The organism is Streptomyces sp. NPDC044044, assembly GCF_056434405.1.
This window is the reverse complement of the sequence record NZ_JBWKFG010000002.1, coordinates 1,089,707-1,109,694: the sequence shown is the minus strand read 5'-3', so window position 1 is coordinate 1,109,694 and position 19,988 is coordinate 1,089,707. Positions and strand designations below refer to the sequence as shown.

General features: G+C 72.2%; 16 protein-coding genes. 7 read left to right on the top strand and 9 right to left on the bottom strand.

Annotation, left to right across the window (positions count from 1 at the left end; genetic code table 11):
- Window positions 1-82: 82 nt before the first annotated feature.
- The 9 genes from AC07AG_RS10745 to AC07AG_RS10705 form a co-directional block, all read right to left on the bottom strand.
- Complete coding sequence (locus AC07AG_RS10745) at window positions 83-469, bottom strand: hypothetical protein (protein WP_249586231.1); 387 nt, start codon at window positions 467-469, stop codon at window positions 83-85.
- Window positions 470-588: 119 nt separating this feature from the next.
- Window positions 589-1,377 carry an endo alpha-1,4 polygalactosaminidase gene (locus tag AC07AG_RS10740; protein WP_478753857.1) on the bottom strand — a complete coding sequence of 263 codons (789 nt, stop codon included), beginning with the start codon at window positions 1,375-1,377 and terminating at the stop codon, window positions 589-591.
- Window positions 1,374-2,039, bottom strand: coding sequence for a spherulation-specific family 4 protein (locus AC07AG_RS10735; RefSeq protein WP_478753855.1), 666 nt, complete (start codon window positions 2,037-2,039; stop codon window positions 1,374-1,376). The genes AC07AG_RS10740 and AC07AG_RS10735 overlap by 4 nt, the downstream gene beginning before the upstream one ends.
- On the bottom strand, window positions 2,036-2,998 hold the full coding sequence (locus AC07AG_RS10730) for an NAD-dependent epimerase/dehydratase family protein (protein WP_478753853.1): 963 nt from the start codon (window positions 2,996-2,998) through the stop codon (window positions 2,036-2,038). The genes AC07AG_RS10735 and AC07AG_RS10730 overlap by 4 nt, the downstream gene beginning before the upstream one ends.
- A gap of 7 nt (window positions 2,999-3,005) precedes the next feature.
- Window positions 3,006-3,719: a nucleotidyltransferase family protein gene (locus AC07AG_RS10725; RefSeq protein WP_478753851.1), complete on the bottom strand. Its 714-nt coding sequence runs from the start codon at window positions 3,717-3,719 to the stop codon at window positions 3,006-3,008.
- A gap of 136 nt (window positions 3,720-3,855) precedes the next feature.
- Window positions 3,856-4,857 (bottom strand): GDP-mannose 4,6-dehydratase, encoded by a 1,002-nt coding sequence (locus AC07AG_RS10720; RefSeq protein WP_478753849.1) that lies wholly within the window; start codon window positions 4,855-4,857, stop codon window positions 3,856-3,858.
- Between the two features lie 123 nt (window positions 4,858-4,980).
- On the bottom strand, window positions 4,981-6,420 hold the full coding sequence (locus AC07AG_RS10715; RefSeq protein WP_478753847.1) for a hypothetical protein: 1,440 nt from the start codon (window positions 6,418-6,420) through the stop codon (window positions 4,981-4,983).
- Complete coding sequence (pelF, locus tag AC07AG_RS10710) at window positions 6,417-7,910, bottom strand: GT4 family glycosyltransferase PelF (RefSeq protein ID WP_478754001.1); 1,494 nt, start codon at window positions 7,908-7,910, stop codon at window positions 6,417-6,419. Before pelF ends, AC07AG_RS10715 begins: the two co-directional genes overlap by 4 nt.
- A 290-nt stretch (window positions 7,911-8,200) precedes the next feature.
- Window positions 8,201-10,360: a hypothetical protein gene (locus tag AC07AG_RS10705; RefSeq protein ID WP_478753845.1), complete on the bottom strand. Its 2,160-nt coding sequence runs from the start codon at window positions 10,358-10,360 to the stop codon at window positions 8,201-8,203.
- 952 nt (window positions 10,361-11,312) lie between these two features.
- Between AC07AG_RS10705 and AC07AG_RS10700 the strand changes: the two genes are divergently transcribed.
- From AC07AG_RS10700 to AC07AG_RS10670, 7 genes are all read left to right on the top strand, one after another.
- A complete protein-coding gene (locus AC07AG_RS10700) occupies window positions 11,313-13,313 on the top strand; it encodes a hypothetical protein (RefSeq protein WP_478753843.1) in 2,001 nt (666 codons plus the stop codon).
- 131 nt (window positions 13,314-13,444) lie between these two features.
- Complete coding sequence (locus AC07AG_RS10695; protein ID WP_478753841.1) at window positions 13,445-14,134, top strand: alpha/beta hydrolase; 690 nt, start codon at window positions 13,445-13,447, stop codon at window positions 14,132-14,134.
- A 149-nt stretch (window positions 14,135-14,283) separates the two neighbouring features.
- Window positions 14,284-15,606: an NAD(P)/FAD-dependent oxidoreductase gene (locus AC07AG_RS10690; RefSeq protein WP_478753839.1), complete on the top strand. Its 1,323-nt coding sequence runs from the start codon at window positions 14,284-14,286 to the stop codon at window positions 15,604-15,606.
- Window positions 15,600-16,382: a DUF1365 domain-containing protein gene (locus AC07AG_RS10685; RefSeq protein WP_478753999.1), complete on the top strand. Its 783-nt coding sequence runs from the start codon at window positions 15,600-15,602 to the stop codon at window positions 16,380-16,382. The genes AC07AG_RS10690 and AC07AG_RS10685 overlap by 7 nt, the downstream gene beginning before the upstream one ends.
- A complete protein-coding gene (locus tag AC07AG_RS10680; RefSeq protein ID WP_478753838.1) occupies window positions 16,379-17,725 on the top strand; it encodes a class I SAM-dependent methyltransferase in 1,347 nt (448 codons plus the stop codon). The genes AC07AG_RS10685 and AC07AG_RS10680 overlap by 4 nt, the downstream gene beginning before the upstream one ends.
- A complete protein-coding gene (locus tag AC07AG_RS10675) occupies window positions 17,722-19,011 on the top strand; it encodes a class I SAM-dependent methyltransferase (protein WP_478753836.1) in 1,290 nt (429 codons plus the stop codon). Before AC07AG_RS10680 ends, AC07AG_RS10675 begins: the two co-directional genes overlap by 4 nt.
- Complete coding sequence (locus AC07AG_RS10670; protein ID WP_478753834.1) at window positions 19,008-19,811, top strand: DUF1295 domain-containing protein; 804 nt, start codon at window positions 19,008-19,010, stop codon at window positions 19,809-19,811. Before AC07AG_RS10675 ends, AC07AG_RS10670 begins: the two co-directional genes overlap by 4 nt.
- Window positions 19,812-19,988: the final 177 nt, after the last annotated feature.

Sequence of the window (19,988 nt, the reverse complement as noted above, 5' to 3'; positions counted from 1 at the left end):
CGGACCCACCGCCGCTCCGGCAGTCCCTTGCCCGCGGTGGGTCCGCGGCCGCTGCCGCCAGTACGGATGACCTCCTGCGAGGTCAGTCGGTGATGGTGACGCAGGGGAGGCCCACGCTGGCCCCGCCCCGGAAGCCCTCCGCGCAGAGCCGGGTGCCCGCGGGGAAGTGCCGCTGCGGGTAGGCCTGGTCCCGGTAGGTCCTGAACTTGTCGACGTCCTCCACCTTGGTGTTGGCGCTCCAGCCGTTGGTGGTCCACACGCGCGCGCTGATGCGGTTCGGCTGGTTGGTGTTGGTGACCGACACCTCGACCCGGCCGAGATACGTGCCGCTGTCGTAGGTCCTGATGCAGACCGAGTGGTTGCACCACTCGCCGTCGGCGGCCGCCGACGGCCCGGTGACGATGACGCAGCCGAGCGCCGCGGCCAGGGTGGCGATCCCCGCGACGGTCTTCCTGGTGATGTCGAGCATGATGAGTGACCCTCAAAGCCTTCTTCATCGCCCCGCGCGTCCAGGCGCGGGTCTGCCGGTACTTGCGGCACACCAACGCGCGGGCAAGATCATCAGTTACGCGGCTTCCCCCGATCGCCTCAGCAGGGCCTGCGCCACGTGTCCAGGTCCAGCTTCTTGCTCATCGAGGACAGGCCGAGGCGACGCGCCTGGGCACAGAACTCCGAGTTGGGCACGGCGTACTCGACGTGCAGCACCGCCTTGCCCGCCTTGATGAAGGGGGTCAGCGCCGCGCACTCGTCGTACTGCGCGCACTCCTCGTTGACGGCGAAGTCGAAGTCCTTCACCAGCTGAGGGATCTGCGGCAGGTCGTTCTTCAGGCCGACGGACATGCCGCGGTCGTGCGCGAGGCGGGCGACCATGCGGTTGAAGGCCAGTTGGTGGCGTGCCTTCAGGGGGAACCCAGTGCGGTTGAGATAGCTGTCGAGAAGGTCGGGCTCGACCGCGTCGAAGCCCTTGCGGCGGCACATGTCGAAGCGTTCGGCGAGCAGCGGACGCAGCACGTCGAGGCGCCGGATGTCGAGCCAGCGCTCCCCCTTCCAGCCGTTGGGGCGGCCGAGGACGGATGCGGGATAGTCGTCGCTGTCCGGGCGGAAGGACTCCCAGGCACCGGCGTTGACGTAACAGATGACGCGGCGCCCGTCGCGGTGCAGCCGGGCCACGTCGGACGCACGGTTCTCGAAACCGTCGATGTCGTAGACGGGGACGTTCACGCGCGGGTCGACGCGGCCGTTGAGCTGCCACTGCCACGTGGTGCCGGGACGGGGCCGCCAACGGTCCGAGGCACCGCCCTCCCGCTGCGCCGACGAACAGCCGGCGAGCAGCAGGAGGACGGTGAGGAACAGGCCTAGGCGGCCGCGGTGCCTCACGGCGTGCCTCCGGCCGTGGTCAGCGGCGGCGGTTGCGTCCACGGGTTGGGACCCGCGCCGGGCACCGCGCAGTGCACCCCCGCGCCCCGCCGCACGGCGGTGCGCCCGGCGAGGCGGGTCAGCGCGGGCGGCACTCCGTAGACGAGATGGCAGAAGTGCTCGGGGGGATGCCTGGCCGTCCAGGACGGGGCGGTGAACGAGCGCAGATACGTCGTCCAGTGCCCCTCGAACGTGACGAGCAGGTCGGCGGCGCGGGCGTACCCGGGCGCCGGATGCACGCCCGGGTTGAGGACCACCGTGTCGGCGCCCCTCTCCCGCATCGAGCGGACCAGGCGCCGGCAGTGCCGCAGCTCGCGGCGGCCCGGCGCGACCCGGTCGAGGAAGCAGCCGTCCACGTCGTACCAGTCGCGGTGCCGGGCCAGGTCGTCGGTGACGGCGCCGAGCGGCCGCTCCCCGTAGGCCGTGTCGACGTATCCGAGCACCCGCACCCCCGCATCGCGCAGGGTCCGCGAGGCGGCGGTGAAGGCCGGGTCGGGGGCCGTACCCGGGCCGTCGGCGGCGTTCAGGACGATGCCGTACAGCTGGGGCGCGGCCGCCACGAGCGCCTCCCAGGCCGCGGGGTCCGCGGCCGGATGGACGTACAACGGCACCAGCAGGGTCATCGCGGGTCCCCGGCGGCCGGCGCGAGGCGCGGCGAGCCGTCGCCCGCGCCTGGCTGCCGCGTCCGTGGCGCGCCGTCGGCGAGCCACAGCGCGGTCACGGAATCCCGCAGGGAGTGCGTCGGCGTCCAGCCCAACTCCCTTTCCGCGGCGCCGATGTCGGCGCACTGCCAAGGCACGGCCACGGATCGGCCCACCTTGCCGAGCGACTCCTCCACGTGTCCGGTGAAGCCCGCCGCGCCGACCAAGCCGTGCACCAGGTCGCGCACCGGCACGGCACGGCCGCTGCCGATGTTGAGCAGGCGTGGCAGCCGCCCCGGCAGGGCAAGCGCGAGCGCGACGGCGTGCGCGACATCGCGTACGTCGACGAAGTCCCGGTACGCGGACAGGTCGCCGACCTGGACCCTGCCGTGCGGCGTCCGGGTCACCGCGCGGCCGAGCTCGGCGGTGAGCCTGCCGGGCAGTCCGGCCCGGGGAGCCCTGGGGCCCACCGGGTTCGTGACGCGCAGCACGAGCGCGTCCAGCTCCGAGTCGAGCACGGTGAGGGTGCCGGCCAGCTTCGTGGCTCCGTACGGGGCGACCGGGCGGGCGGGGGCTTCCTCCGCCGTCCGCTCGCCCATGCCGGTCGGCCCGTACTCGGCCGCCGAGCCGAGGTGCACCAGACGTGCCGCGGGCGCCGCCGCCCACAGGGCCTCGCAAAGGGCAGCGGGTCCACGGGAGTTGACCTCGGCGAGGCTCAGCGCGCTGCCGCCGACCGCGCCCACGCAGTTGACCACGGCGTCGGGCTCGACCCTGCCCAGCTGCTCGGCCAGTGCGGCGGGCGTCATGGCGGCGAGGTCGACCCGGAGGTCGTCCTCGTGGGCGCGGCCGCCGCGGAGCAGCCGCACGCCCGGCAGGGCGTGCAGCCGCTCGGCGATGTGCCCGCCCAGGTATCCGGTGGAGCCCAGGACGAGAATGCGCACGGCCTTGTCACGCTCCCTTGAGGAGAAGGGAGCGGTGCGAGGTGAACTCCGCGTTCGCGCGGTCGTAGTCGTCCGGGCGTCCGATGTCGAGCCAGTAGCCGTCGAACGCGTAGGCGTGCGGCGGGGTCTCGGACTTCAGCAGGTCGAGAACGAGCTCGTCGAAGCCGAGCGGCAGGCCCGGCGTGTAGGAGGCGAGCGTGTCGCGCGAGAGGCCGTACACCCCCATGGAGACGCGGTAGTCCACGCTCGGCTTCTCCGTGAAGGCGACCACGCGGTCCGACTCGGTGGTGAGCACGCCGAAGTCGATCCGCACCTCACGTGCGTACGTCGCGATCGTCAGCGGTGCCCCGGACGTGCTGTGGCTGTTCAGGACGTCCGCGTAGTCCAGGTCGGTGAGGATGTCGCCGTTCATCACGAGGAAGTGCTCGGGCAGCCGGTCCATCATCGTCAGGAGCGGGCCCATGGTGCCCAGCGGGCTCTCCTCCGTGGAGTAGCCGACGCGCAGGCCCCAGCGTGCGCCGTTGCCGACGTAGGCACGGATGATGTGGCCGAGGTGCCCGATCGCGATGGTGCAGCTGGTGAATCCGGCGGTCGCCAGCTGGCGCAGCACGATCTCCAGGATCGCGTGCTGGTCGCCGATGGGAACCAGCGGCTTGGGCAGCGCGGTGGTGTACGGCCGGAGCCTGACACCCTTGCCTCCGGCAAGAATGACTGCGTGCATGGTTCGTCTCCCCTGTGAGTGACCCGAAGGTGAATGACCCGAAGCGGTCAAGTGGCCTGGTGCGCAGATCGGTTGACGGTCGGCGGTCGGCAATCGGCGGTCGGCGGCCGGTGGCCGGTGGCCGGTCGGGGATGGCTCAGATGTTGTAGATGTCCGTCTTGTAGCGGGCCAGGTTGGCCGGGTCGCGGAAGAACTCGACCGTGCGGGCGAGGCCCTGCTCCAGGTCGTGTCCCGGCGCCCAGCCGGTGGCCGCGCGCAGCCGGCTCGCGTCGGCGACCAGACGCATCACCTCGGAAGCCGCGGGGCGGATGCGCTGCTCGTCCTCGCTGACGTCGAGGTCGGCCTCCATCACCTTGCCGATGAGCCGCACCAGGTCGCCGACGGAGATCTCGCCGCCGGTGCCCGCGTTGAAGGTGCGGCCCACGACGGCGTCGGCGGGTGCGGTGCCGACGGCGATGAAGGCCTGCGCGGTGTCCGCGACGAAGGTGAAGTCGCGGGTGGGCCGCAGGTCGCCGAGGGTGATCTCCCGTGACCCCGAGGCCACTTGGCCGATGACGGTCGGGATGACGGCCCGCATCGACTGGCGCGGCCCGAAGGTGTTGAAGGGACGCAGGGTGACCACGGGCGTCTCGAAGCTCGCGTGGTAGCTGTCGGCGAGCCGGTCGCCGCCCGCCTTCGAAGCGGCGTACGGGGACTGGGTGTTGATGGGGTGGTCCTCGGTGATCGGCACGGTCTGCGCGGTGCCGTACGTCTCGCTGGTGGAGGTGTGCACCAGGCGCGGGATCTCCAAGTGGCGTACGGCTTCGAGGACATTGAGCGTGCCGGTCACGTTCGTGTCCACGTAGCTGTGCGGGGCCTGGTAGGAGTACGGGATCGCGATGAGGGCGGCCAGGTGGTAGACCGTCTCGGCGCCGGTGACCAGGCCGCGGACCGAGCCCGGGTCGCGTACGTCGCCCAGGACGATCTCGACGTCGGCGAGCACCTCGGGCGCGAGCGTCTCCAGCCAGCCGTAGGAGGAGAAGGAGTTGTACTGCGCCATCGCGCGGACCCGGTGGCCCGACGCGACGAGCGCCTCGGTGAGATGCGAGCCGATGAAGCCTTCGGCTCCGGTGACGGCGACGAGTGGTGCGGATGCCATGAGTGCTCCTGATGACTGATCACGTGACGGTGACGGTGACGGTGGCGGGGACGGGGACAGTGAGGTGATGGACGTGGTGCGCTGCGGGCGTGGCCAGGCTCTGGAGGCGCGGCGCGGGTCGGCTCAGGCGTGCGCCGTTGGCCTGCCCAAGCGGTGCACGGCGACGGCGAGGAGCGCCAGGACGGCGGCGGTACAGCCGATGAGTTGCGCGGTGGGCACCGAGACGGTGCCGGTGAGCGGAAGCGCCGTGGCGGTGGCCGCGGCGGCCAGGCAGGGCGCGGCGGACGGCCAGGCCGCGCCGAACGCCTGGAGGAGCAGGGCGATCCACAGCACGGCACCGAGCAGCAGGAGCCGGGCCGCGCTCGCGCCGACGAGTACGGCACCCAGGGCTAGCGGCACGAGATAGGCCGCGCCGCACACGGCGAGGGCACGCGCGGCGCGCAGCCGGAAGCCCCGTGGGGTGGTCGAGGCGTGCAGGGCGGCCACGGCGAGACCGCGGTAGCGGTAGAGAAGCCACTCGGCGGGACCCATGCTCAGGGTCAGCACGATGACGGCGTACGGCTCCTGCCGGCCCGCCACGGCGGTCAGTGTCCCGGCCGCAAGACCGAACAGACCGTACGGAAGCGAGCCCACCAGGCGCGGTGCGGGTCCCGGCGCGGGGGTGGCCCGTAGCGCCGAGCGCAGCGCCTGACCGGCGGCCGCCGTCGCCAACAGGACGGTGAGCAGCGGCAGACCGGTCCTCAGGAGCTGCGGCGGCTGCCACCACGGCTGAGCTGCCGCGGCAAGCACGACCGGAAGGAGCGCCGCCGCAAGGATCTTCTCGCGGCCGAGCACGAGCAACAACCCTGCCGCGGCGAGATAGCAGGACTGCCCGACGGCGAACAGCGCGGCGGCACTCGGGCCCGCGACCAGCAGGCCGGTGACGGACGCGGCCACGGCGCCCAGCGGCGCACCGCGCAGCAGGGTGCGCCCGGCCTCGTGCCGTCCGGCCGCGAGCCGGCTGTACGCCCGGTGGCTCAGCGCCTGGGACCAGGCCCAGGACACCAGGGCCGCGGCGATCAGCCCGTACAGCCCCGAGGCCGAGCCCCACGCGCCCTGCGCCAGTACATAGGCCGTGCCCGGAAGCGCGAAGAGCAGCCCGCGCAGGGCGCAGCGCAGATGGTCGGGCCGCCAGGGGTCGGGCGGCACAGGCGGCTTCGGATGGCTGCGCGGCACCCTCCGGAAGACGGCGTCGGCCAGCGAGAACAGATCGGGGTGCCCATACGTCTCCTGGATCCGGTCGCCGGTCAGGCCCTGCGACTCCAGGAGCGCGGCGACTTCGTAGGGGTGCACGGCCGCGCCCGCGTCGTCGGCGAGTTCGGCGGCAAGGCGGTCGACGGGGTCGTCGGCACGGGCGGGGCGCAGTGCGACGCCCGTGCGGATGCGGGGACGGCCGTCGTCGGAGGCGGTGCGAGGCGCACGTGCCAGACGCAGGGCGAGGGTGTCGTCCGCGCCGAAGGCGTCGCCGTTCTCCGCGCCGCGGGGGTTTCCGCCGCGCGGCCTGAGAGGGAGCGGCCCGCTCATCCCGCCACCTCGCCCGCGAGGTGATGCCCTATCAATTCATTTTGTACTGAGGACTGTTGACCGGTCGTGGCCAACTCCTCGTAGATCGAGCGGAACGCGTCCACCGTCTGCCGGAGCGTGAACTGCTCGATCACCCGAAGGCGGGCCGCCTCGCCCATCGCGGCGCGGCGCCCGGGGTCGCGGAGCAGTTCGACGACGGCCCGCGCCATGGCCTCCGGGGCGCGCGGTGGCACCACGAGGCCGGTGGGGCCCACGGCCTCCCGCACTCCGCCGACGTCGGTGGAGACCGTGGCGCGACCGCAGGACATCGCCTCGATCAGAGTGAAGGGGAAGCCCTCGCTGATGCTGGACAGCATCACCACGTTGCCCGCCGAGTAGGCGTCCTTGATGTGCTCGACGCGGCCCTCGAAGACCACGGCGTCGCCATGGCCGAGCTCGGCGGCCAGCGCCTCGCAGCGCTCGCGGTACGCCTCGCCGCCGCGCGGGGTGCCGCCGAAAAGACGGAGCCTGGCGTCCGGTATCTCCCGCCTGACCAGGGCGAAGCAGCGGATCAGGGTCTCCAGGTCCTTGATCGGGTCGACGCGGCCCGCCCAGCTCAGGGTGGGGCTCTGCGGCTCGGGGCCCGCCGGTGGGAAGGCCTCGGGGTCCACGCCGTTGTAGACGGTGCGGATGAGGGACGGCTGTGCGCCGCCGCGCTCCTCCCAGAGGCGGTTGTAGCGGTTGCCCGGGGTGATCAGGGAGGCCCGGCGGTACGTTTCCTCGGCGAGCAACCGGAAGAAGCCGAGCAGCAGGGCCTTCACGGGCCAGCTGTACGGACCCGTGCGGTAGCCGAGGTAGCGCTCACGCAGATACACGCCGTGCTCGGTCAACAGGAGCGGAACACCGTGGAGTTGACGCCCCACCAGGCCGGGCAGGGCCGCGATGCCGCCGCTGACCGCGTGCGCGACGCCGCGCTCGGGCGGCCGGGCGGCGAGCGGCCGCAGCGCGTGTTCGAGCAGGCCGGTGGCGGTGACCGCGTCGTGCAGCGTCGGCCGCGCCTCGGCGGTCGCGCGCCCGGGGACGTTCCATACGGAGGTCAGGACGTGCACCGCGCGGTCGGTGCGCAGCGTCGGTGACAGGGCGCCGTCGCGGGCGTGCCGGGCGAGGTCGTGGAGCGCGGGCGCGAAGCCTTCCTCGGCGGCCGGGTCGAGCAGCGCGGTGAGGAACTGCTCGTAGGCGCCGAGGAGTTGACGCCGACGCCTGCCGCGCGGGGCGTGTCCGGCGGGGGTCGGTCCCCACATGGGCAGGCAGACGGGCTCGTCGACGTGCGGCGGGAGCTCCCAGGCGAGGCTCTCGCTGCCGGTGCCGGTGACGGCGAGGACGCCGAAGTCGATGTCGGGCATGCCGCGGACGAGTTGGTCGCACCAGACGCTGACACCACCGTGGCTGTGCGGGTAGGTGCCTTCGGTCAGCAGGGTGACGCGGGTCCTTGCGGGGCGGGGCGACGGCATGGGGAAGGGCGCCGGTATCGGCACGGGCGAGGGCGAGGTGGACATGGTGGGGCTCCGCGGGTGAGATACGAACGCGAGGGAGCCGACGGCCGCGCCCGCCCCGGTGCGGACCGGGGTACGGCGAGTTCCGTGAACGGCGGGGTGCGGGACGTACTGACGCGGGGGGATGGTGGTGCGGTGTGGGCCCCTGGGTGGCGGGGCGGTGTGCGACGGCAGGGGCGTGCCGCGCTAGGCGTGGTCCCGGAGGCCGGCCGGGAGGGGCCGGCCGGCCACCGGGTGCGACCGGAGGATCAGCGCCGGGCGGGCAGCGCGCGTGGCGTGTGACCGTCGGTGCCTGGCTTCACGTACCGGGTGACCCCGGACGGGACGGTCAGTTTCTTGGCCGCCTTGGGGACGTCGGCCTGCTCGGCCGCCGCCTTGCCCGCCGTGGGGGCGGTCGGCAGCTTGAGCGTGACCCGGCTCTGGAGGAGCGACGGGGAAGCCCAGCCGGAGGTTCTTCCTGCGTACGCCGAACCGAACGGGTCGGTTCCCAGGAGGAGTTGCTGCACGGTGCCGGTGGGCATGGTGGCGCGGGCGGCCACACCTGACGGGGCCTGGACCGTCACCGTGCCGCCGATCCGGTAGGCGGTGACGCGGCCCGCCTTGACGGCCGTGTCCCAGGCCGCGCGGGAGCGCAGCTCGCCGCCGATGTCGGACATCCGCAGGTTGACCACGGGGGCGTTGTCCGCGAACAGCGCGCCGTACGCGTCCAGGACGGAGCCGAGCACGGGGTAGGCGATGCGGTCCTCGGCGAGGTTCGACTGGTGGATGAAGTGCGGCCGGGGGTCGTTCGCCAGGGCGTGCCCGAGCGCGATCGTCGACTCGACCGGCACGATGTGGTCCGCGTAGCCGGTGGTGGTGTCGAGGGGGCTCTCCAGGCAGGTGGCGACGGAGGAGTTCTCACAGACGCCGCTGCCGCCGTCCGCCTTGCGGGTGTAGATCCAGTTGTACTCGTCGACCTGCTCGCTGGCGCGGCCCGCGTTGTAGAAGACGTTCATCGGATAGCGAGGCACGGTCAGCGCGGCGCCCACCTGGCGCTGGCCCTTGTCGCGGGAGTTGTCCGAGCCGAGCCAGCTCACGCCGTTGTCCCGCAGAGCCGTGCTCAGGTTCGGGTTGTCGTCGGGCTGCTGGGGAAGCACCTTGAGCCCCGAGTGCTCGCCGGTTACCAACTCGCCGTTCTGGAGCGGGAGTCCGGCGCGCTGGCCCCAGTTGCGGTTGTCGGAGATCTGCTGGGAGATCTCGGTGCGGGAGACGTAGCGGGTGCTGCCGTCCGCGTTCTTCGCGCAGGTCCACGGCACGGTGCTGACGTCCTGGACGCAGCCGAGGAAGGGGTGGTTGTAGGTGTGGTTGATCCAGCGGTGCTCGCCCCGGTCGGCGATCAGCCGGTCCGCCAGGGGGTCCGCGCCGCCGTTCTCCTCACGGAAGAGCTCGCTGCCACCGCCGTTGAAGGCCATGTCGAGCGGGAACTTGCGCCCCTTGGACCACTGGGCCGCGTAGGCCGCGTCGTCCGGCGTCATCCGGATCGGGTCGGGTGTGCCCTGGCCCGGCGGGCAGTCCACGTCGCCCGGTGTGCAGTTGAGCTCGCTGTCCCAGCGGTCGTCGGCGCCGAAGACGTCGTCGACGTGCACGGCGAAGTAGTTGCGGGACGAGCCGAGTTGGACGCCCTGGGTCATCCAGTCGACGATGCCTCGGGCGAGCAGCCGGAACTGCTGCTGATGCTGGTTGTAGACGAAGGTCACCACGAGCTCGCGGCGCCCGTCGTGGCGGTACTCGCCCACGAGCGAGCCGCGGCCGGACGCCCCGGGGATCGGCGCGTCCACGTAGCTCGTGAAGTCGGCGCCCGGTGCGGGCTTGGACAGGAAGCCGTAGCTCTCGCCCACGGCGGGCGAGTTGTCCTCGAAGGGCACCTGCCCCGCGAGGTAGCCGAAGGGGCCGCTCTTGCCCGATGCGGTCACCTGGGCCCGTACCCCGTCGAGGGATCCGCTGAACTCCGGTGTCTGCAGGCCCGCTTCGGGCCTGGCGTAGGTGTAGGCGTCCACTTGCGGGATGGCGTACGTCTGCTCGTAGGCGGCCAGGGCGGCCATCTCGGCGGAACCGGCACCGAACGGATTGTCGTTGGGCAGCACGACGGCCTGGAACTTGGCGCGGGCCCTGCCGTCCACCCTGTCCGCGAGGAACGCGGCGTCGATCACAGGACGGCCGCTCTGCCGCAGGTCGACGGTGGTGTACGGCGTTCCCTGACCGTCGAGTTCGGCGGTGAGCGCGGCGGTGGCAGGGCCTCCGTCGGTCACCACCAGGACGCGCAGGTCGATGCGTGGCAGCTCGGCGGCCGAGGCCGGAGCGCCGGGCAACGAGAGCGCGAGAAGCAGAGCGCCGGCGCCGAGAGCCGCCGCTCGCGCGGTGTGATTCATGCGGTGTGTGGTCCCCTCCCGGTCGGGCACAGGGGATGTCTCCACCCCGTGGCCCGCCCCCCAACGACACGGGCACACATCGCAGTGTGTGTCCGTGTCGCTCTGACGCGTCACATAGTGCGTCCCACCTGTGGGGTCTGTGCGGATTCTGTGAAACCTGGCGGAAAAATGCTGGCGAACCCTCAGCGGTACGAAATGGCAGGCACGGGGCGGGAGATGACACCCCGGAGTCAGACGTTCCGGGACGCCGTGGCCGATCAGAGGGGTTATGGCTCCCCTGGCCGCCTGTCGGTGCCGGATACACGCGTCGACCCTCCGCCCGCTCGACCGAGATCGGAATCGGGGGTGCACCGAACCGCGCGTAATCAGCCAAGCGAGTTGGACGCGCGCCGCGGCGCCTTCTCCTGGAAAGCGCGTTCTGACCTGCACAGCAAGCGCGTTCCATGAACATCGAGGGGCGCAATTCAGGGCACGATGGGGGGCGTGCAGGGGGGCGCTCTTGCATTCTCGGCACCATCTCCGGTCAGCGCGGGCAGGCGTCCGGGATCCAGGAAGCGGATGGGCAGCGGCCTCCTCCGCCACGCCGGCCGCGCCCGCCGCGTGCACGGGGCCATCCTCGCCGGGAAGTTGTCCGTTGCGCGACGAGCGCCCCGCTCAAGCACGACGCCGTCGTCACCAAGGCCAATCCATCAGGCGATCGCCGACGAATCACTTATGTCCGACGAGGCTGTGAGGGACCTTCCGGACGTACGGAGGTGGCGACGGGCGCACGTTGTCCCGGCGGAGTGTCGAGGCCTGAGCCCCCTCCGCCCGGACTCCGCCGTCGCCACCTTCGCCGTCGCCGTCACCGCCTTCGTCCTCGCCCTCGCCCTCGCTGTGACCATCGCACGATTCACTCGTTTGAACCTGGTCAGGACGCAACGTCGTCAGCCTTTGGAAGGCTTCTTGATCGATGAGCACATCGCAACGGCGATCGGCTGCGGAGTCCGGGCGGGTGGCCCTTGACCAGGCAGAAGCCGTCATCGTCGACCAGTACACCCGGCTCGTACGCCTCGCCTACCTCACGCTCCCCCACACCCTCAGCAGGCACCAGCGGGTACTCGTCGCCCATTCGCTGGTACAACGCGCCCTGCCCGGCTTCCGCATAGGACGGGCCACACACCGGGTGCCCGCGCAGCGGGGCAGGCCCGACCCCGCGGTGGCGAGCGTGCGAGCGCGCGTCGTCCGCTCGGCGCTGGCCCATGACCGCCGCCCGCGCGGCTGGCCGGGTTTCCTGCCGCCTCCCCGCACGCTGCGGCCCACGCTCCCGGTGGTCTGGGGGCTGCGTCTCTTCCCGCGGGCCGGCGGCGGTGAGGAGATCGCCCTTGGGCAGGTCCTCTCCGAGGTCCCCGCACCCGCCCGAGCGGCCTTCGTGCTGCTTCAGCTGGAGGGCCTGTCCCGCCCCGAGGTCGTCGAGCTCCTCACCGCGGCCGATGTGCCCGAGCCGGAGCAGGCGCTGCGCACCGCCTGCGAGGTGGAGGCGGCAGCGGGCGGCGCGACCGCGGGCGGGGCGGCCACGGGCGGGGTGACGGAAACGCTCCTGCGTTCGCGGGAGTTCGACGCCTGTTCCGTACAGACCCGCCCGACCGATCTGCTGCGCCGCAGACGCCGGTACCAGCTCGCCTGGGTCACCGCGGGCATCGTCGCCCTCACTTGTGCGGTGCTGCTGACCGGCATCTGGGCCACGCCCCCGGCCGAGCCCTCCCGAACCGCCGGCATCCGCCCCGCGATCAGCCCCACCCAGTTGCAACGCACCCCGGGCGACGCCTGGGCCGACACCTCACGCGTGGACTTCACCGCCTGGCCCGCACGCGGTGCGCGTACCGGCGACGACGAGCTGGTCAACCGGGCGCTCGCCACATGGACCGACCCGCCACGCGGCACCAGAGTCGGCGTCGCCAAGGCCACCAGTGCCGAACCGCCGCCCAGGACCACCCAGTTGCTGTACGCGGGTGTCGTGGGCCGGGAGGCGGTCGTGCTGTTCCACGACGGGCGGCGCGTCGTCCGCTACGGCGAACCGCTCTCGTCGCAGGACGCCGCGTCCCTGGACATCTCCCGCTCCGACGAGGCCGACGTGACCACGGCGGCCGCGCTCGTCCTCAGCCGCAAGGCAGGCAAGATCCGCTATCTGACCGCCCCTTGGATCGCCGAGGCGCAGACCCGCGACCTGCTGACCCCCAACTCCCCCGGACGTCCGCTCCACGTGTCGGACGAGGGCGTCACCGATGCCGTAGGCGAGCCGCAGGGCACGGGTGCGTGCGACAGCCTGCCGGTCATGCAGCTGCGCTCCTCCGGCAAGATCGTGGAGAAGCACGCCTTCCTCGTCACCGACCTGGGCGACCTGACTCCCGCGCATCTCAGCTACACGCCCCTGCCCGGCACCGGAGCCCCGCCCCGGCAGCCCCGCGAGGCCACCAGCGGCGCGGCGCTGCGGAGCTGGGCCCGCACCGCGTGCCAGCTCCCGGAGATGCGGCGCAGCGGCGTGCGGTCCGTCAACCAGTGGGACTTCGCCGAGCAGGACCTGCCCGAGGAAGGAGGCCGAGCGGTGTGGTCCTGCACCCGTGCCTCCACCTGGCGCGGCCCCGGCAACGTCCTCGTGCAGTTCCGCACGTCCACGGCGTCAGCCACCGCTCCGGCGAAGGTCGTCCGGCAGGCACGCTCGACCGCTGCCTGCAGCCGGTTCGGCCAGCACATCGTGGCCAGTACCCCCTGGACGGCGGGCTCCGGGCGCCACTACCTCCTCGCCGCGGGCAGTCGCGAGGTCACCGACATCGAGGTGACCGGTGAGGTCAAGGAGACCGAGCGAGGGCGCACACTGGCCGTCAAGGCTCCCAAGGACCCCGGCGTGACCGTGCGGGCACGCCTGACCGACGGTGAGACCCTGGACGAGGTCGGCTCGCGCCCCGCGCGCTAGGCGGACCGCACGGAGCCGACGAGCGGCGCGGCGGAGGCAGTCTTGTCGTACGACCCATCCGGCACCGGCGCGGCTCCGAATCACGTGTGTCCGCCGCGTTCGGCCGGTCACCGACATGTCGAGGAGTCCCCGTGCCCATCCGCGACGGCCACCGCCCGGCCCTTGAACTGAGCCAGCCGGTCGAGAACCCACGTGCCGCCGTGCTCCTGCTGCACGGCGGCCGTGAGCACGGGACCGGCGCGCCGCCGCCGTGGAATCTGCCGGGTGCCCGTCTGCGTCTCTTCGAGGGCGCGATCCGGCGGTCCACGTCGCAGGACGCGGTGCTCATCGGCCGGGTGCGCTATCGCTTCCGGGGCTGGAACGGAGAGCGCCAGGACGCGGCGCAGGACGCCCGCCGGGCGCTGCGCGAGCTCGCACAGCTCGCCGGTGAGGTACCGACCGTCCTGGTGGGACATTCGATGGGGGCCCGCGCCGCGCTCGCGGCCGCCGGGGACCCGCTGGTGAGAGGGGTGGTCGGCCTCGCACCCTGGTGCCCCGCCGGGGAGCCCGTGGAGCACCTGCGCGGGCGCCGCGTGGTGCTGCTGCACGGCGACAAGGACCGTACGACCGATCCCAGGTCGTCCCTGGACTTCGCGGCACGGGCGGGCGCCGCGGGCGCCGATGCGGCCACCGTGCTGATGTACGGCAGCGGCCACGCCATGCTGAGACGGGCCACCGCCTGGCACGACCTGGCCGGCAGGTCCGTGGCCGGGTTCCTGGGCCTCGCCGAGCTCCCTCCCGTGATCGCCGACCAGTTTCCTCCCACCAGCACGTCGCGGTGACGCGGTGACGCGGTGACCACCAGTACTCCCCCGGTGACGTGCTGACGCGACGACGTAGATCGTGGCGTTCTTGACCAAGCCGCGGCACGTCCCGCTCCGAATCATCTCTAGAGCACGTCCGGCGGGCCCGGACGAGGAGATGGGACGGCATGAGAGAACAGCGACGGCGTACGGCGGTGGTGGGATCCGGGGTGGCGGGGCTCACCGCCGCGTACATCCTGCGATCCGCACATGATGTGACCCTCTACGAGGCGGACGACCGCCTCGGCGGTCATGCGCACACCCACGACGTCCCGGGGTCGGACGGCCGGACACGCGCCGTGGACTCCGGCTTCATCGTGCACAACGACCGCACCTATCCGAACCTGCTCCGCCTGTTCCGGGAGCTGTCCGTCACCTCGCAGCCGACGGAGATGAGCATGTCCGTGCGGTGCGAGGGGTGCGGTCTCGAATACGCGGGCGCGCGGGGCCCGCGCGGCCTGTTCGCGCAGCCGCGCAACGCGCTGCGCGGCCCGTACCTGCGGATGATCTCCGAGATACCCCGCTTCCACCGCAGGGCATCGGAATCCCTGACACAGAGCGGGGACAGCGAGGACACCGGGGAAGGCAGGGGCGGCGGGGACGAGAGCGAACGCACCGAACGCGACGACACGTTCGGCGCGTTCCTCACGCGCCACCGTTTCTCCCACTACTTCGTGCGCCACTTCGCGGTGCCTCTCGTCTCTGCCGTGTGGTCCTGCCCGCCGGGCACGGCCCTGCGCTACCCGGCCCGTTATCTGTTCCGGTTCCTGGACCACCACGGGATGCTCACGGTGACCGGGTCTCCCGCCTGGCGCACGGTGGCGGGCGGCTCACGGGAGTACGTGGAGCGGGTCGGCAAGCAGCTCCAGACCGTTCACACGTCGATGCCGGTGCGGTCCGTACGCCGTGGTGACGGCCGCGTGGCCCTCACCACCGCGGACGGCACGACCGCTTCGTACGACTCCGTGGTCGTCGCCGTCCATCCGGACCAGGCGCTGCGTCTGCTGGCGGACGCGTCCACCGAGGAACGCGAGATTCTGGGGGCCTTCCGGTACTCCCGCAACCCGGCCCTGCTGCACACCGACACCACGGTGCTGCCGCGCAGCCGCGCCGCGCGCGCCTCGTGGAACTATCTGCTCCCCTCGTGCGGCGCCACGACCGACCACGTGCGGGTCAGCTACGACATGACCCGTCTGCAGCGGCTCGACGCCCCCGAGACGTACGTGGTGACCCTGGGCGGCGGGGACCAGGTCAGCTCCGACCGGGTGCTGGCCGAGATGGCGTACGAACACCCCGTCTACACCCCGGATTCACTCGCCGCACAGCGCCGGCTCTCCTCCCTGAACGGTCCCGTCACCGCCTTCGCGGGCGCCTATCACGGCTGGGGTTTCCACGAGGACGGCTGCCGCTCGGGGGTCGAGGCGGCCCTGGCGATGGGGGTGCGCTGGTGAACTCCTCCCCCGGACCGGTGCCCGCGCTGTATCCGAGCGTCATCACCCACATCCGCACCAGCCCGCGTCACTACAGGCTCACGCACCGCACGTACCTGTGGCTGATCGACCTGGACGCGCCTCCCCGGCTGCCCTTCGTGCTGCGCCCGTTGGCCCGGTTCGACGGACGCGACCACTTCGGCGGACGCGACCACTTCGACGGCACGGCCACCGGCATCAGGGCGGGGCTGGAGGCCTTCCTCGCCACCCGCGGGATCACGCTGGACGGCGGGCGCGTGCTGATGCTCGCCCATGCGCGGGTCCTCGGATACGTCTTCAACCCGCTGTCCCTGTACTGGTGTCACGGACCCGGCGGCGAGCTGCGCTGTGTCGTGGCCGAGGTGCACAACACCTACGGGGAGCGGCACTGCTACCTGATGGTTCCCGACGCCGCGCGGAGCTCGGACGTGAGCCAGGAGTTCGAGGTGGCCAAGGAGTTCTACGTCTCGCCGTTCTTCCCGGTCGACGGCGAGTACCGGATGCGGCTTCCTATGCCGGGCGAGCGCCTCGGCGTCACCTTGCACTTCGACCAGGGCGGCCACCGGAAGTTCACGGCGACCGTGCGCGGCGAGCGCCGCCCGGCGACGACCGGTGTGCTGCTGCGGGCCGCCGTCCGCCACCCCTGGTCCACGGTCGCCGTATCGGCGGCCATCCGGCGGCACGGCATCGCGCTGTGGCTGCGCGGTCTGCCCGTGCAGAAGCGACCCCGACATCGTCCCCAGGAGGGCCTGAAGTGAGTACGTCCGCATCCCGTGTATCCAGTGCGTCCGGCACGTCCGGCGGATCCGGTGTGTCCGGCGATCCCCGTGCGCGGGGCGCGGTCGACGCCGGGCGGTGGCCCGATGTGGTGGCCGTTCCGCGCTGCTCCGCGGCGCGGCAGGCACTGGCCCGGACCGTCGTGCGCCGTGCACTGAACGGGCTGCCGCTCCAGGTGGCGATGGGCGGCGGTGAACTCCTGGGCAGGGGCGGCCCGTTGCTGGAGGTGCGCGATCCCGACAGCTTCCTGCGGCGCGTCGCGACGCACGGGCTCGTCGGCTTCGGCGAGTCGTACATGGCGCACGAGTGGGACGCGCGGGAGCTGGTCGCGGTGCTCACCGTGCTCGCCGAGCACACGGCCACGCTGGTGCCGCCCTCGCTGCAGCGGCTGCGCACCCTCTGGGCCCCCAGGCAGCCGGCCGAGCAGCGCAACACCCCCAGTGGCGCGCGGGCCAACATCCAGCACCACTACGACCTGTCGAACGAGCTGTTCGCCCTGTTCCTCGACGGCTCCCTGAGTTACTCCTCCGCGCTCTTCGACGAGTTGCCCGCGGCCTGGCCCGATCTGGAGACGGCCCAGCACCGCAAGATCGACCGCATGCTCGACCTGTGCGGTGTGGGTCCCGGCACGCGCCTGCTGGAGATCGGCACGGGCTGGGGCGCCCTGGCCATCGGCGCGGCGGCGCGGGGAGCGAGCGTCCACTCGGTCACGCTCTCCGCCCAGCAGCGGGACCTGGCCCGGGAAAGGGTTCGGGCAGCGGGCCACGAGGACCGGGTCCGCATCGAGCTGTGCGACTACCGCCAGGTGCGCGGCAGATACGACGCGATCGCGAGCGTGGAGATGATCGAGGCGGTCGGGGCGGAGTACTGGCCCACGTTCTTCCGCACGCTGGACTCCTTGCTCGCGCCGGGCGGCTCGGTGGCGCTCCAGGCGATCACCATGCCGCACGACCGGATGCTCGCGAGCCGGAACACCTATACGTGGGTGCAGAAGTACATCTTCCCCGGCGGTCAGCTGCCCTCCGTCCGCGCCGTCGAGGAGACCGCACGCGCCCACACCGGGCTGCGGGTCACCGCGTGCGACGGATTCGGCGCGCACTACGCGCAGACGCTGGAGCTGTGGCGCGAGCGCTTCGCCCAACAGGACGACGCGGTGGGCGACTTGGGCTTCGACGCCACCTTCCGGCGCATGTGGGACTTCTACCTCGCCTACTCCGAGGCAGGCTTTCGCTCCGGCTACCTCGACGTGCACCAGATCCAGCTGACCGGACAGCCCACCGGGCAGCCGACCGGACACTCGACCGGACAGGGAGCAGGACAGTGACCTCGACCGCCGAACGACTCAACGGACTTCTCGCCGGCGCACTGGGCGGACCCGTGCCGCTGCGGCTGCGCGCCTGGGACGGCAGCGAGTGCGGGCCGCCGGACACCCCGGTCGTGATCGTCCGCTCCCGTCGGGCGCTGCGCCGTCTGCTGTGGCAGCCGGGCGAACTCGGCCTGGCCGAGGCGTACATCACCGGTGACCTCGACATCGAGGGCGACCTCGCCGACGGACTGCGGGCCATGTGGGCCGGAGCGCGGGAGCAGCGGCTCGCACCGGTCAGGCCCGGAGCGCGGCAGCTGGCGTCCGCCCTGGCGGCCGCGGTCCGGATCGGCGCCGTGGGGCCGCCCCCGAAGGCGCCCGCGGGCCGTGCCCGGCTGCGGGGCGTGCGGCACAGCACCGCCCGGGACCGTGCGGCCATCAGCCACCACTACGACGTCTCCCACCGCTTCTACGAGCTGCTGCTCGACCCCTCGATGGCGTACTCCTGCGCCTACTGGGAGAGCGAGGATCCGCGGTACGGCCTCGCGCGGGCCCAGCGCGCCAAGCTGGAACTCGTCTGCCGGAAGCTGGGCCTCGCCCCCGGCTCCCGGCTGCTCGATGTCGGCTGCGGCTGGGGAGCGCTCGCCCTCTACGCGGCACAGGAGCACAAGGTGCAGGTCACAGCCGTGACGCTGTCGCGCGAGCAGCGGGACGTCGTCCGGGCGCGGGTGCGCGAGCGCGGCCTCGACGACCAGGTCGACGTACAGCTTCGGCACTACCGCGCGATCGAGAGCGGGCAGTACGAGGCGATCAGTGTGATCGAGATGGGCGAGCACGTCGGGGACGCGGAGTATCCGGGGTTCGCGGCCCAACTGCACGGCCTGCTGCGGCCGCAGGGCCGGATACTCGTCCAGCAGATGTCCCGCGGGTCCACGGCGCCCGGCGGTGGCGCCTTCATCGAGTCGTACATCGCTCCGGACATGCACATGCGTCCCCTCGGCGAGACGATCGGCCTGTGGGAGGGGGCGGGCTTCGAGGTGCGTTCGGCCGAGTCGATGCGCGAGCACTACGTGCGCACCGTCAGCGCCTGGCGCGCCACGCTGGAGGAGCGCTGGGAGGAGTTCGCCCGGCTGGTCGGCGTGGAGGCGGCAAGGACCTGGCGGCTGTACCTGGTGGGCGGATCGCTCGCGTTCGAGGAGCGGCGGATGGGCGTCGACCAGATTCTCGCCGTACGCACCAGTGACCTGGGCCGGTCGGGGATGCCCGCCACGACGGCCGCCCTGTACCGCGGGGATGGTGCGTCGTGAACGGCTTCGCCTGGGGCGCGTTCGGCGTCAATCTCGCCTTCGCCGCGCTCACCGCCCTTGCCGTGCTCCTTGCCACCTTCGCGCTCGCGCTGCGCCGTGGGCTGCACCGCGTGGTGGACATCGCCTGGGGGATCGCGTTCGCGGCCGTCGCCCTCATGACGTACGCCCTCTCGTCCGGGCAGGGTGACGAGGGGCGACGGCTCCTCGTGACGGTTCTGACGGTGGTGTGGGGTCTGCGGCTCGCGGGGCACATCGCCTGGCGGGCCCGGGGCCACGGCGAGGATCCGCGCTACGAGCGGCTGCTGTCCAAGGCTCCGGGCGGCAAGGACGCGTACGCCCTGCGCATGGTCTATCTGCTGCAGGCGGGTCTGGTCTGGCTGGTGTCCCTGCCCGTGCAGGCCGCCGCCTACATCTCCGGACCTATGGGTGCGCTCGCCGTCGCAGGAGGACTCCTGTGGCTGGCCGGTCTGGTCTTCGAGGCGGTCGGGGACTTCCAACTCGCCCGTTTCAAGGCGGACCCGGGCAACAAGGGCCGTCTCATGGACCGCGGCCTCTGGTCCTGGACGCGCCATCCGAACTACTTCGGTGACTTCTGTGTCTGGTGGGGTCTCTTCCTCCTCACCTGCGAGGCACCCACGGCGGCCGCCGCCACGGTCATCGGCCCGCTGGTGATGACGTATCTGCTGTCGCGGGGCAGCGGCAAGGCGCTCCTCGAACGGCACATGGCGGACCGGCCCGGCTACGCCGCCTACCGGAAGCGCACCAGCGGATTCTTTCCGAGGCCGCCACGAGCGCCGTAAAAGTGGGCCGCGGCGAGGGGTAGGAGTTGACAGGAATTCACTCCTGCTTTCAACCGAGGGAGAGTGCGGCGGTCGGTCAATTGCGATCCTTGCCATACGACGACCGCATTGGATCGCGCCGTGTCCGACATGCGACGACCGATCGCGGTAGCGTGGATGAGGATTCCGTGAATTCGT